General features: G+C 46.1%; 16 protein-coding genes. 11 read left to right on the top strand and 5 right to left on the bottom strand.

Annotation, left to right across the window (positions count from 1 at the left end):
• On the top strand, positions 1–594 hold a 594-nt coding region (locus tag AAC01S_RS16525; protein WP_067625022.1), incomplete at its 5' end, for a YidC/Oxa1 family membrane protein insertase.
• A 142-nt stretch (positions 595–736) separates the two neighbouring features.
• Here the strand turns inward: AAC01S_RS16525 and AAC01S_RS16530 are convergent.
• Entirely contained in the window at positions 737–1,327 is a 591-nt protein-coding gene (locus AAC01S_RS16530) for a hypothetical protein (protein WP_067625024.1), read from the bottom strand.
• A gap of 265 nt (positions 1,328–1,592) precedes the next feature.
• Here AAC01S_RS16530 and AAC01S_RS16535 point away from each other — a divergent pair, with 265 nt between their 5' ends.
• The 6 genes from AAC01S_RS16535 (at position 1,593) to AAC01S_RS16555 (ending at position 5,469) form a co-directional block, all read left to right on the top strand.
• Positions 1,593–2,342 (top strand): DUF6904 family protein, encoded by a 750-nt coding sequence (locus AAC01S_RS16535; RefSeq protein ID WP_067625027.1) that lies wholly within the window; start codon positions 1,593–1,595, stop codon positions 2,340–2,342.
• 166 nt (positions 2,343–2,508) lie between these two features.
• The gene (locus tag AAC01S_RS16540; RefSeq protein ID WP_067625030.1) at positions 2,509–3,204 is read left to right on the top strand and encodes a hypothetical protein; all 696 of its coding nucleotides are present in this window, start codon (positions 2,509–2,511) and stop codon (positions 3,202–3,204) included.
• 148 nt (positions 3,205–3,352) lie between these two features.
• A complete protein-coding gene (locus AAC01S_RS19020; RefSeq protein WP_083511908.1) occupies positions 3,353–3,553 on the top strand; it encodes a cysteine-rich CWC family protein in 201 nt (66 codons plus the stop codon).
• Between the two features lie 55 nt (positions 3,554–3,608).
• The gene (locus AAC01S_RS16545; protein WP_067625032.1) at positions 3,609–4,394 is read left to right on the top strand and encodes a hypothetical protein; all 786 of its coding nucleotides are present in this window, start codon (positions 3,609–3,611) and stop codon (positions 4,392–4,394) included.
• Positions 4,395–4,795: 401 nt separating this feature from the next.
• The gene (locus AAC01S_RS16550; RefSeq protein WP_067625035.1) at positions 4,796–5,038 is read left to right on the top strand and encodes a hypothetical protein; all 243 of its coding nucleotides are present in this window, start codon (positions 4,796–4,798) and stop codon (positions 5,036–5,038) included.
• Positions 5,039–5,079: 41 nt separating this feature from the next.
• Positions 5,080–5,469, top strand: coding sequence for a hypothetical protein (locus AAC01S_RS16555; protein WP_157071249.1), 390 nt, complete (start codon positions 5,080–5,082; stop codon positions 5,467–5,469).
• A gap of 206 nt (positions 5,470–5,675) precedes the next feature.
• Here the strand turns inward: AAC01S_RS16555 and AAC01S_RS16560 are convergent, their stop codons facing one another.
• From AAC01S_RS16560 to AAC01S_RS16570, 3 genes are all read right to left on the bottom strand, one after another.
• A complete protein-coding gene (locus AAC01S_RS16560; protein WP_067625041.1) occupies positions 5,676–5,924 on the bottom strand; it encodes a hypothetical protein in 249 nt (82 codons plus the stop codon).
• 407 nt (positions 5,925–6,331) lie between these two features.
• A complete protein-coding gene (locus AAC01S_RS16565) occupies positions 6,332–6,604 on the bottom strand; it encodes a hypothetical protein (RefSeq protein ID WP_067625043.1) in 273 nt (90 codons plus the stop codon).
• Positions 6,597–7,589, bottom strand: a complete 993-nt coding sequence (locus AAC01S_RS16570; protein ID WP_067625046.1) for a ParM/StbA family protein — start codon at positions 7,587–7,589, stop codon at positions 6,597–6,599. Before AAC01S_RS16570 ends, AAC01S_RS16565 begins: the two co-directional genes overlap by 8 nt.
• Positions 7,590–8,120: 531 nt before the next feature.
• On the opposite strand from AAC01S_RS16570, the gene AAC01S_RS16575 reads away from it, so the two are divergent.
• The 4 genes from AAC01S_RS16575 (at position 8,121) to AAC01S_RS16590 (ending at position 12,823) form a co-directional block, all read left to right on the top strand.
• The gene (locus tag AAC01S_RS16575; protein ID WP_067625049.1) at positions 8,121–9,896 is read left to right on the top strand and encodes a DEAD/DEAH box helicase family protein; all 1,776 of its coding nucleotides are present in this window, start codon (positions 8,121–8,123) and stop codon (positions 9,894–9,896) included.
• A 1,484-nt stretch (positions 9,897–11,380) separates the two neighbouring features.
• Positions 11,381–11,641, top strand: coding sequence for a hypothetical protein (locus AAC01S_RS16580; protein ID WP_067625051.1), 261 nt, complete (start codon positions 11,381–11,383; stop codon positions 11,639–11,641).
• Positions 11,642–11,843: 202 nt separating this feature from the next.
• The gene (locus AAC01S_RS16585) at positions 11,844–12,146 is read left to right on the top strand and encodes a hypothetical protein (protein WP_067625054.1); all 303 of its coding nucleotides are present in this window, start codon (positions 11,844–11,846) and stop codon (positions 12,144–12,146) included.
• Positions 12,147–12,160: 14 nt separating this feature from the next.
• Positions 12,161–12,823: a four helix bundle protein gene (locus AAC01S_RS16590; RefSeq protein ID WP_067625056.1), complete on the top strand. Its 663-nt coding sequence runs from the start codon at positions 12,161–12,163 to the stop codon at positions 12,821–12,823.
• 70 nt (positions 12,824–12,893) lie between these two features.
• Here the strand turns inward: AAC01S_RS16590 and AAC01S_RS16595 are convergent, their stop codons facing one another.
• The gene (locus tag AAC01S_RS16595; RefSeq protein WP_067625059.1) at positions 12,894–13,514 is read right to left on the bottom strand and encodes a hypothetical protein; all 621 of its coding nucleotides are present in this window, start codon (positions 13,512–13,514) and stop codon (positions 12,894–12,896) included.
• Positions 13,515–13,594 lie beyond the last annotated feature (80 nt).

Genomic DNA, 13,594 nt, shown 5'->3' on the forward strand with positions numbered 1-13,594 from the left:
CGAATCACGCACGACTGGGGCATTGCCATTGTTTTGTTTACCATTGGGATACGGCTACTTTTAGTTCCACTCTCCATCAAAGTTGCCAAAAGTGCCATCGCCCAGGCATCAATCACGGACAAACTGGCGGAACTACAGAGGTCGTGGACGGGATCAAAATCGGAGTTGATGCAAGCCCAGCAGAAACTCATGAGGGAACATGGCGTTAAGCCATTATCATCCGTAAGTCTTTTGCTCGCGCAGTCACCTGTATTCTTTGTTCTCTATAGACTGTTTCGGTATCTGAACCATCCAGCGGCGAGTGTCCTGGTTCCTTGGGTTCCTTGCCTGACCGTTGCTGACCCGTTCCACATCGTCCCAATCGTTGCAGGTGTATTGATGGCTTTAGGTACGTTCGTGACATATAGCCAAGCACATGTGGGAAATGCCCAGATAATGAGTGCAGTCATCAGTTGTACGGTGACGATGGTTATACTGTGGGGTGCCCCGATTGCGGTAGCTTTGTACTACACGACCTCTGGAGTTTGGGGAACCCTGGAACGATTCATTTACAAAAAGCTGTTTGTTCCGAGGAAGAGCGTCGCTTCCGTCTGAGATTCCAGACAGGATTCAGGATGAAAAGCAGTACAGCCCTTATCTCCATGAGGGTATGTACTGCTTTTTCTTACAGGAAAGAATTTCGACTGGACGAAAGGTCGCTCTCCAAACTTTGCCGAGTTTTCAAGCCCACCGTGATTCACTCACCAAATACTACAGATTGATCCAAAATCCTCTCTGGGGGTCGTGGATGGTGGGGCATTGGATTTGGAACGAGGCGGAATGAGAACGCATTGAGGTCGTCGGGGAGTTTTGGGCTAACCATGTAGACCAGGGAGGATTGGTTTGTGTGCCCTTGGGAACGGTGAAATTGGATCTGTCGCCCTTCATTCGGCTCAACATCTAAAATAAGTTGAATGTTCAACTCTGCAGTTTCCGCATCATCATCCGTGTAGATTTCCACGTAAACAAGACTGACATCCGCATATTGTTCCATTCGAGTGAGTTGATAGTTGACTCCATCCACATTGACCTTCATCATCATAGGAATGATACCGACCAAGTTTTGTGGTGATACGGGAAGACGCGGTGGGCGGCGCGGATTGTTCATCGCGGCGAAAACCGATGTAATGACGTGACGGTCAACCTGGTATTCCTCGCACCACCGATCAAACTGCTCCTTTGTCGGATAACCATTTGTGCCTTGACTGATCCGAAGCCGTTCTGCAATGAGCTTTGCCAGTTGTTCGTCAATCGGTTGTAGGCGATAGTCGTAGGGGACTCGCATCATGAGGCAATTCCTCCTCTGCTCCGAGAATCGCGGGTTTGATGCTAATTGTAGCAAATTGTACCAAGAGCTTGGGGTGTGGGCGTATCGGGACTGTACGGCGCAGGGGCGGGTACATAACGTTTAAAACATAACGGCAAGCCAAACCCGCGAATCAACCATGTCACTAACGTCTCCAATGCATTGGCGTGGCTCCTTCCAACCTACATCCCTGCCTTTTCCGCTATACTTATCCTGACCCTATCAACACGAACGCAGGTGAACATTCATGCTAACCATAACCAATACACTGAACCTCACTGGACTCTCGATATCTGGCGATTACCAGGACTTGGACACCCTGTACATGTCCCTTCTCACCATCATCGGCGATGAAGGGGAGTACGGGGACTACGAAGGTGCGCGGCTTCGGGTGCTCGGTCTTATGTACGACATTCGACATGCATTCCAAGGAGATCGGGAATTCGAGTTCGTTCGCAACGGAATGGATGCGGACAGAATGCGGCTTCTCGGCGTGATTACCCCAGAGAACAGCTTGTATTATACATGTAAAATCTACTATCCCGAAGCTCTTTTCGTCACCATTGCCCTGAACGACTTTATCCGCCTTTACGCCAAGAAACAGGCAAGAACTGCTCCCTTCCCCCTTTTGGACAAGCGCATTCTATGGGATGCACACATTGCGACCGCGCGACTGTTTCAGTCCTTGGTGATGAGTTGTCTGAAGGAAGTAGTGACAGAGGCATCTTTCAAGCGAATTGTGAATCTGATGCATAAGGACTATCCATGGTTGGACGGATACATATCGCAGTATCTGGATTTGCTCAACATTCGTTATCTGAGGATCGGGGATAGGGAAGAACGGGCGAAGGCTCTGTCAACAATCGTCAAGCGCATGGTAGAACAAGGAAAGGAATATCGCCAAATCGAAGAGGAAGTTAGAGCTATGGCGCGGGAGCACAATTGCTCGGTCGAGGACATCAGCTTGGTGGAGGATTACCCAGAGGTGGAATGGTAGTGAGGGCAGGAAGAGTGAGGGTCTGGGCAACAAGTACCCAGTTTGTATCCCATGGATTCGATTTCGAAAACGCGGCGGTTGTCCATGTACTGTTACTGCACACTGATACGCTGTTCCGTGTGTTCACACCATTGTCGTGACGAGCGAGTACGGAGGTGTTTGACGTTTGAAAGTTATCAAATCACCAATCCCGTGGTGCACCCTTTTAGGAATGGTTATCGGCTACTTTGGCATCCCTGTCAGGGTACCAGCGTATGTAATGTGGATGTGGAATCAACCTTATGGGTTTCGTGTCGCATCTATATTAGTTTTAGGGACTGTAGGGTGCTTGGTAGGTTTGTTGTTTCACTATTGGAAGTGGAAGCGTTTAGACAGAGAAGTGACAACGTGGGCGTTGGGGATTTCTGGTTTAGCGTTAGTCGTCGGGACAATAGGGGTTTTCAGTTATCAAGCTCATAACGAAACAGTGATGTGGACAAAAGTGAATTTGGGGTTTGTTCGAACACTGGGAGTATCCCAAGATAACGTCACAAACACCGACGGAGGCATCCAAATGCTCCAAGCGGGGGCTGATATTCAAGCAGGCGCGGATATGGGAGGTATCGAACGTTTTGGACGAGACCGATATAACAAACTAAGCTCTATAGCAAGTGCTTTTTCAGAGGCGGGATACTTTATGGTCTCGCAGAAGGATAAGGAGAAATTGGAGGAATCAATTCAATTTGTTCATAAAGCTGGAGCTATTATTCGGAAAATAGGTAACCAAAGCTATCCCAATGAGACAAAAAATCTTGATGAGGTAATATCGGAGATCAATCGCGATATTCCAAATGACTTCGATAAAAGTTGGCAAGCGGATTGAGCTTTGCCAAGAGAATATGGTTGGATTCGTGATGGACATGGTGCCTGACACTGTGTCCATGCTCAAAACTAACTCCCCGTGTCCTTTATCCCGCAGACTGATATCCAACGTGGACTGCAGTATGAACTATGGATAAGGATGTGAAAGTATGTCAAACGCGAACAAATGCCCGATTTGTGGGGGAGATAACAACTGCGGCAACGTCGCGGGGAAACCACACGGTACATGTTGGTGTGACCGCGAGTCCTTCCCGAAGAAGATATTCGACAAAATCCCATCAAAAGGGTCAGAGAAAACGTGTATTTGCCAAAACTGCCTTGAAAAGTTGACGGGCATGCATTCTTCGTGAAGCTCGTTTTGGGCTATCATTTACGGTTGGATAATCCAAATAGCAGGGTGGTTTCATGACCGCAAATACAACGACTACGGCAATGCATACAGTTCCCAATTTAGCCAACACTGTTGCCAATAACGTTGCAACCCACGCCCAAAATGTAACGATTTGGATCAAGCAAGATCCCGCTTCAGCAACTACATCACATTTGACTTTATGGGTCGCTATTCTTGGTGTATGTGGTACGTTAGCGGCGAGTGTTATCACTCAATTGTTTCAAATTAGGCAACAGAAACGGCAGAGAACTCAACAGTTAGAGGATTGGCTGAGAGAACAAGATGTGAAGCAAAAAGAAAAGCAAGATGCTATTGAAGAAGAAGCCAAACGTAATGAGATGAAGTCCGATGTTGCCGTTTGCAAACGGATTAAGCACAAGCTCGATGATATGCATTGGGAAATGAATAAAATGCGCCCAGGAGCACAACCGTCAGCGGACGGCGGAGGTCTGATATATGTTTCATACGTGTCACCACCGCATAAGGAATTGATTGAATTAGCAAATGAAATTCTCAAAATCTCTTATTCCGTTAAATTTCATGACCAGGAGTCAGAGGATTTGCTTAACAAGCTGATTGATGACTTCAAGAAATTTATTGAGACAGTGAATATGGAAGCATTCTACAGGTCTGAAGTTCAGCAACGTAGTAAATCCAATTTAGCTACGAAAGATGTGTATGATCAAGCTCAAGAGGCTGATAAAGAGGCTCGTGAGATGTTATTGATGATAGACCAAGATTACGAGGATATTAAAGACTTAATACGCAGGAAATATGGGTTTCACAATATCTACGACTAAGCAGACCCGTATGTTCTACTTTTAAGGGCGGGAAGGGCAAGGAAAAAGGTATCGGCGAGGTGAACGGCGGGTGTACCTCATGGTGTTTACAACATAACGGCATGCAAAGTATTCGTGGTACTGCCATGTGTTCCCTTTACCTCCTTCTCTGGATTTTCTGCCTTGACCTTTTCTAATCGAGACGGTAAGATTTTGGTAAATGATATGAAATCATAGGGACGTGACCTATGGATAAGACGTTTTCGCTTGCCGCGCCAACCTCATATAGATTGTCAGACACCGCTCAGTCGCATGACTGGGCGTTTTTGTTTGATCTTGACTAAAGTGCATAAGGGGTTAGGTGTGGACTTACGTCTACATGGGTTGATTGACCAAAGAGTAAGGAGAGGCGGGGATTACGTGTGGGAAACGACGAGTTGAAGGAGCTTCTGACGGAGATGGAAGATCGCATTAGGTACGATATTCACAATGCTTCTAACCAACTAAAGGATATTCAGATAGAGGTTGGTGATTTGAAACGCAAAGTGAGTACGCTGGAGGGAATCCTCCGCATCGTTGACCAAAACAACGCGGCGGCTTTATCTGGAATTCGGATAGATGTGGCGTTGATCAAAGGGGAATTGGAAAGGCTGGGAGGACATTAGGAGAAGAAGGCATTTCTGTGTTTCTAAAAGGGGAAATCCTCGTGATGAAGGTAATTCATGCTTCCAGGGTTGCCGAATTCAAAATCCATCAACGCACTCAACGAGAGGTGAATGCACAGATGAACGACGTGTTACATCGCAGAGTCTATGAAGATGGGGAAAACATCACTGCCCAAGAATGGATGATGTTTTATCAGATGTTCCCGTCTGTTGAATCGCAGAAAGTTAGCATTCCAGCGTGGAACATTGCAACTTCAAATGACCATCTTTGGGAACTATGGGGCTGTATTCCGTTTAAAGAAGACGGTATCGAACGCGATCGACTCGCGATGTGTTTGGTATATTCCATGGGTTTGCGTCATTTCGTCGAGTTGTTGCCAGAACAATCGAGGGGTGCGTTACGGAGAGTGTTGGACGAGGTAAGTGAATGAGCATTAGTACGGGAAACTGAGGGGTACCAGGGAGAAGTTCGCGGGAGTTGATTTCTTCCGTAAAATGAGAGCCATTACTGGCTCTCGTATCACATGTTCGAAGTGGCATATGCTTAATGTGTTACAAACACAAAGAATGGGGAGTGTGTCGAGATCGCTTCCAACCGAAGACGGAATCATCGTGGGTCTTCGGATATGTGGTTGGGTCAAACTTTGTTGATTGCGGCAAGTATTTTCTGACCTGCAGATTTGTCTTCAATATCAAGTCGTGAAATGGAGACCATCTCGGTGTTGACCACACTTCCGTTGGCATTTCGGTTGAAATGGATGATGTAGCTTCCGAGCGGTGGATCGTTTACTTGCTCCACCCATACGGAAATATCGTCGAGAGGACGCACTTCTCTGCAAAGTTGAGTTAGCCCTTCCTCGAATTTAAGTAACTCATCTTCAGCCATGAAACCATCCTCCTCGGAACCATCGTGGAAACACATGAAAATTGTAACACATGCACTCGTGACAAGGGACTGCATTTGATTTAGCTCAAACAGTGAAATAGGGGCGTCCTTTTATCTCAAGGGATACTCGCATAAAAGGAAGACAAGGTCACGTAGGCAGGGTAGGATGACTGGTCTGCATACAATTTATTAGGCGGTTGTTAGAACCACTTGAAGAGTGGGGGCGGTAATTGGCGTTAGGGTTTCAACAGGTTTGAGTGTGTGAGTCTATCGCTGGCGAGTCTAAAATCGGGACTTCAGGTGCCCGAAATTACGGAAAGTAGGCTACATATCGGAGAAAAACGCGCAAAGTTGACTGGATGTGGGCTGGAGCGCGAAAGAGAGCCTGCGTTGGCTCTCCTCCATTATCAAAACAGCGATTTGAGAAGTTCCCTATCTTCGTCAGATAACGAGTCCTTCTTTGGGTGATCGCGGGATTGAAGTGTGATTCCATCGGTGTTTTTCAACAGCCGTCTGACTACCGACTCGATTCTTTCATCCAGGTCTTCATGGTTTTTCATCATGTCATCTCGAATTAACCCGCAGACATACGCGCTAATGTTGTCCCTTTGCGCCTTCTCCCTCAAAAACTCGTAAACAACTGGATCTCGGATGGAGATCGAGATTTTCCGTTTAGACATGCGCCAAACCCCTGGCTTCCATTAGCCTCCAATAACTGACCGCGTTGGCATATATCCCGTTTTCATCGACCACCGCAGACGGAAATTGTTCCAATATCTCGCTTTTGAGAAGTATCGCGCCACCTCCGCTGAATACAGGGGTGTTCAGGGACAATCCATGCGACCTTGCGAAATTTACGATCTCTTTGACATGACTTCTTTTGAGGTCACTGATGATTGGCTTACTTTCAGGCATGACTGCACCATCCAGGAAGTAAACCCCTTCATGCAATACGTTCTCACTCTCATCGACTGAGACCGAGCTTCCAAAATGGGTCTGGAGTACTTCTTGGACCCGCCCTCTCAGAAGGTTGACTCCAAGGTCACAGAGTACCATCGATTGTAGTTTTGGAATCAAACGCTCGAAGACACAAAACGAGGCGTTCAGGGAGCCGATGTCGATGACTGTCACTCTCGCATCTCTGAACTTGTCCAAGTCAGCATAGACAGAACCAATGGCTTCGGGAAACAACAGCAATCCATCGGGATTGATGCGAAACACCCAAGCCACGCCGTTCACTCTGAGCGAGATGGGTTTGCTCCCATTTAGAATGTAGTCACGATACCTTTCTTTCAAGTCGGCATTTCGGTAGACATTCAGTGGTACATTGATTCCAAGATTGACCATCGGAATCCCAACTCTTTCAACGTGGAGCTTGTCCAACATCAAGGCAACGGACAAATAGACGGATAGTCGGTGCTCGAATGTGTGCTTGGTTACAGAAAAGTCCGCCGCCAGTTCAGAGCACATGCTTCCAACGATGTAATCCTTACCCTCAAACGTGATCCTATAACTGTCGCCGCTAACTTCTACGCCAGAAAAACTGCTCCCATCTTGAACAAGTGTGCGGAATTTCTGCCTTACAAACCCTGCATCCTTATAGCTGATCGCCTTAGTGAAATACTTCCCGCTGTCACAGACCACAGTGTAAGCTGAATTGCCCATAACTCTATTCCCCCTTGTATTTTTGATTGACCTCATATGTTATACAGGCTTGGGGCGAATAATTCGCGAGGAGTCGCACTATGATGTCGAATGCGAGGGGAGGCGAAGTGCGAATAGGGGCGATAAGTCGCATCAGGGGAAAGACAGGGCAGAGATGGGGCGTGATACGTCATTGGCGTTAAGAAGAAAACGCCATTGGGGTTGCTTGGGATAAATGTAATAATATAGTTGACAATATGAAATGACGGCGATATGATAGAAACACGATTTGGTCAAACTTAATAGACAGGTTTCGATATCGGCAGGATGCCACCATTTTCCCCATAGCAGACAGCAAGGCTGGTTGCGCGGTGGGGTGCTCGTTTTTATATAGGTCTTTCAAATGTAACCCAGGGACAAGTCTGTTCAGCAGTCCCCTGAGTTGGAAAGATCGTGGGCACACCTTATCACGATAACCAGCTTTTTGAGTTGTGCCCAGACAGCAAGTCATCAAGCGTTATGCACAACAAGCGAAAGGGGAAAATGACTTTCATGCAATTCAAAACAGACTACTTTACGGAACTTCGGGAACAGATTATCAATCCCGAAAAGTGGGATGCAGAACACTTTATCGCATTTGATTACGAAGCAGGGGTGGGTAAAACGCGGCAAGCGTTGAGAATTATAGGGGAAATGTTAAAAGACAACAACGATTGCCCTCATCGAGTTCTCTGGGTGCAACTCTTTTCAGATAAGCGCAGACTTCTCGATGCCACCGCCGATGAGATCAATGAGCATGCGGGAAGAAGCGTTGCCATGGCGATTGATGGGGAGGATACGAAGGGTGGGAGGAGTAAGAAAACGGCAATCGAGGCACAGGTTTTAGTGATTACCCATCGGATGTATGCCGAGATAAAGAAATCAAGGCATTACGAGCTTATTCAGGATAGAGATATTTTGATCATTGATGAGTTCCCAAACCTAATGAGGGAAATCAGGATTTCTACGCAGGATTTGTCCCAACTATACCGCCATAGTGTGTATCTGGAGTCTGAAATCCTCGATGAGATGCTGGTCATGTTCCGTGACAAATTGAGGGAGCTTCGGAACAAGGAGCATTTAAACCCTGGGAACTTGTTTTGGGGAACTTTTGCATCGTCCGAGCATCAGAAATACAAAACCGCTATCAACAAACTGCAGGAATCGAAAAGGACTAAGGAATGTCGAGAATTGTTGGAGCGATTCCAGCAACTCTTTCGTAATGAGTGCTACTACCATGATGGCGTGTTTTACACTTACGATAATCGATATGACTATGTTCTTTTGAAGAACAACATCATTTTGGATGCAAATGGATTTGACTACAGATACCAGTTGTCGAAGCGATTCATCGTGAAACACCAACCCAAGGTTTATGACTATTCGCACTCTACCCTGTATCACTACGAGGTCAACACGGGGAAGACGGCGTTAAAGAAATCTGATGGGTTTTTCGAGCGGGTCGTTGAGACGGTAGAGTTGCAAGGACGTAAGGGGGTTTTGTTCGTCGCAGATATGGAGAACAAGCCAAAACTCGAACAAGCGATTATTAGGCATTACAGTGAACAGGGTGAACAGAAAGAGACGCTGGCGGATATATCTCGAAAGTTGAGGGTCGATATAAGTGTTGAGTACCACGGGAACTTACTCGGCAAGAACGATTGGAGGACATACGACGTTTGTGTCATCGTCAAAACGCCAAATTTTGATTATGGATCATATGCGCTGACGAGTTATTTCTTTCACGCATTAGACAAGGAGCGTTCCTTTCGAGACATCCCGTTGTTCAGGGACGAAGAGGTAGAGAACATTAGAAACAGTATGATCGCAGGCGAGTTGTACCAGGCGATCAAACGCATCTCCAGAGATAATCAACAGCCGTCAGAGATTTACCTGTTTTGCGCGAACAAGGAAGCCGTGGGTATTGTGAGAAAGCAGTTACCAGGCATCAAGTATGTAAAGGAACAGTGGGGCGTAAGGGCGAGGAGGATGCACGAAAATACGGAAAAGCCAAAGGAACAACGACTCAATGAACGGGATTGGGAACTGATTACAATTCTTCGAGACTACCAGAAACAGGGGAAAGCGGAGATTGAATTCATTAAAGTGCGAGTGAGGTTCGGTGAAAAACATAAGGGTAATTTCACAAGGAGAGTGGCAAGATTAGCACCAGTCTTGAAGGAATACGGAATTCTCGTCGGGGAAGGGATATTTAAATTCCAGGCATCAGGTGTTGAGGAACCAGTTTCCGAACATGGAGAAGCTGTCAAAGAGTTAGTCATGGTGTAAATGAATATGGGAAGATGGACGGGATGGTTGGATGCCATCTCGTTTTTTGTCTTCTGAGATACTATGCGGCGGTTGGTAACTGTCCAGCATGTTGATAAATTCTGTTTAGGGAGAAAGGGTGACATAGTGATGATTTGTGCATCTTTATCAAACTGTCTGCGCGGGTGCAAGTTATGTTGGTGTAGCGTTAGCCTTCGTCATCACCGCATGGACAGTGAGTAGTGTTGCATTCCTCCTAATTGATGGTGGCAAATCCGTCTGTTGAGATATCCTACAATATGTTACTTCAACATGATGTAACCATCATGTGGTGGCTTATTCTATCGGAAAGGCACAGTCTCGTAGTGTCGGTACCATGGGGTATTGGTTGCAAACCAACAATGAATTCCCCTGTGCCTTGATTATGTCCCGTCTTTACGTGGTGCGACAGTCGCAATGGTACACTGATCTCTCGAAGTCCTCTGGTACGTGATGGCTCCCATCCGTTGTTGATTGATATGTTTTATTGTTTCAGGAGCCACGATGCTACCTGTGGCTAATGTGAAACCCTGTTACCTGGAAGTGCCCCCAAGCCTGGTGAACCATCTCTTTGGCATGGCAACAGCCACCAAAGGTAACGTCGATAAGTCGAAAGCCTTCGTATAAATGGGAACCTCCGTCGTCAGTTGGTAGAAGCCCTCTCAAAACACCAACAGCCGATAAATGTGACATGGCTTTAGATATCCTCGTCCTATGTGAAATCCCTTGTTATTGTTGGTTGATACCTCCGACAAAAGTTGCAACTGTCACCCAAGGAGCATCTGTTGGTGAAGCTCTCAACGTCCTGAAAACCACCATTACCGTTGAATTTGGGTGAGCAAAAAGTAACAACAGCCGCCGCAGTTGGTGGCTCACGGAAGCCCTCGTCCTTTATGGATAGCCCCATTGCGACCATTGAAAAACGTCTCTACGGTTACAACAGCCACCCAGGGCATCGCTAATTACTGAAAAGTCTCATCCGCCATGAGAGCCAACTTCATGAATTGATTGATACGCTTCGTCCAGAGTTGCAATAGTCACCAAGGTCTCCATTGATGAGTGAACTCCATTTGGCACCCAAGTCTCGCTTTACTTTTGTTGAAAATTGATAACGGAACCACCATTCCGCTTTATGAGTTACGGATAATAGCACCTAATGTTGCCAAGCTATCGGTTGATCTGAATATCAGAATCAATTATGAGTGTCGCCGAAAGGTTATCACTGTTTTTAGAGTTGGTCTCTATATATAAAAAGACAAAGTGACAACCACAGCGATAACTTTTCGGCTCTATCATTTTCATAATCCAAATCTGATTTCACTCTATAGACATCCGCATGACAACCAAAAACTGCAATTCGCTCCTTTAGTGTGCTCAGACAACCTCCGACCGATTTTCGCTATTCGATATCATCACTCGTCTATAACACGGAGATAGAAATTGCAAACACAGGGAGATGATGAACATTGACAATGCAAGAGATTCGTCATGAACTGGATGAGATCCAGCATGAAATCACCCACACATTGAAACAAAAGTCCGATCAAGAGATAATTCGTTTACTGAACCGAGTCGAAGACTTACAGTACAACTTCCTACGCTGTCCTTTCATTCCCTCTGAACTCACCCTGCCAGAGATTGAAGATATCAGAGGTGGGCTGATTGAGGCTGAAGACACCATCAGCGAGTTTATCCATGAAATCGTTGAACACCGTTACTTCAATTAACATGTGGCGTTCTGCGGGTGCCGTTTCTGCCTTATGACCGCCATTCAATTCCTATCACCTTTTTCCCTCAAATCCTCTCAACACCCACGGCTCTTTACACCCCCTGCTCAGACGCTATTCGACCAATAATCCATATTCTAAAGACTTGACACTGACTATCATTGGATTATAGGCAACCGCCACGAAGGGGGGATGAGCGAAATTGACAGCGATTCAAGACATCATGGAAAGATTGGGCGATCTTCAGCACCAGGTATTCCTACACAGCCTTACCCCGAAATCCCTTGACGAACTACTCAATATGCGCCAAGAAGCTTTAGACCTAAAAGATGCCTTTCTGAACTGTCCCTTCATTGGCACAACGGTAGAAGTGTTGGATACACTTCGCGTTGAAGTTCTGGAGTGCGAGTTGATGACCCATATCCTCGCGAGTGAAGCGATGTACCAAGATACCAAGGAACAAATGGAGAAGTTACGTGACTTGTATCAAACGACCGCGATGTAAAGGAGGAGTACACATTGGCGAATGGAAGAGGTGCGGATTTCGACTCAAGAGATTTTCGGCACTTAATTGCATGGCAGAAAGCCCAATCTCTGGCGGTTAAGGTCTTCGACATTACTAAGCAATTACCCTCACAGGAGAAATATGGGATCATCAGCCAAATGACCAGGTGCGCCTCGTCAATAGCGGCGAACCTGGCTGAAGGGAACGGTTCGTGTTTCCCGCGAAAGACCCTTAGTTTTTACTCTATAGCAAGGGGAAGTGCTGATGAACTGAGATCCTGGCTCGATCTGTGCCTGCGTTTGGACTTTATCAATCAAAAGGTGCATGATGAGTTAGATGAAGCCACTCAAGAAGTCATCCGATTGATCATTGCTCTAATACGGAAAGTCCAAAATGAGATCAACCACACTTCGCCTGCTCCCCGCTCTCATAAAAGAACCCTGGACAAGCAGAAGCTTTCGCCCTATTCTGGAACCAAACAGGAGGGATCGAAAGTGAACGATGACGATTTTGAGTTTGAGGTGGCAGTGTTGCAATGGATAGAGCAATCAAAATCGGAACGTGTTGAGTTGATGAGAAAAGAAGACCAGCTTCGAATGATGACCAACGATGAAGGTCGATTTTTACCTGATGTGCCGAGGGAAGAAGGGCAAAGGCGGTATCGGGGGCGTAAATAACATCATTTATCATAACGCCCCTCTTTGTCGGCACCCTAATTGTTGGAGCGGTGCTTTTCTCGGTGATGGTTTAATTCGCTTTCTTAACTTTCTTGGCTTTTCTCTCCTTTGATTTTTCCTTTCGTTTTGTTATTTCTCTCTGATTTGTAAAGAGAGTCTGTATACCGTTTTCTGCAAGAACCTCTTCAATATCCGCAAAATCGTATATCCCCGCATCGAGACAATAAGCTACTACAGCATCCTTCATGTTATTGCCGCTAAGTGTCATCCCTGCTCTTCTCAGCAATCTCATACCTTCGAGTAAGTTTAGTTTCATGGCAATCGCGACACGTAACAGGGGATCTTTTCGGGGGTTAGGATATTTATCACCTAATAGTTTGTACCAATACTTGTCGGAAATTTGAGCCTCGCCGAATACTTTAACGGAGTATTCTCTTATTCCCTTTTCGAATGAGACCCTTCTCAAATATTGTCCCAGTGTTTCTTTGTCTCTTGCCTTATGTAACTGTGACTGCAATATACCGATGTGACGGTTACTTATGTTGTGTGAGAAGACGGCTTCACTTTGAGATTCGAGGCTGTCTTCTTCCTGCTCTTCTTTCTCCAATACTTCCAATATATCGTTAATAAGTTGATCAGCGTCATAACTACGAAGGTATCCAGCAATCATTTTCTTGGTGTCATTGTCCACAATTCTACGCTCCTTAATAAGTCGCCTCGGAGGCGAACACGCCCGCCTATCGCCAATATACACTGCCCATATGCACCACT

Origin of the sequence: Alicyclobacillus acidiphilus NBRC 100859 (assembly GCF_001544355.1) — a bacterium.
Lineage (GTDB): Bacteria > Bacillota > Bacilli > Alicyclobacillales > Alicyclobacillaceae > Alicyclobacillus > Alicyclobacillus acidiphilus.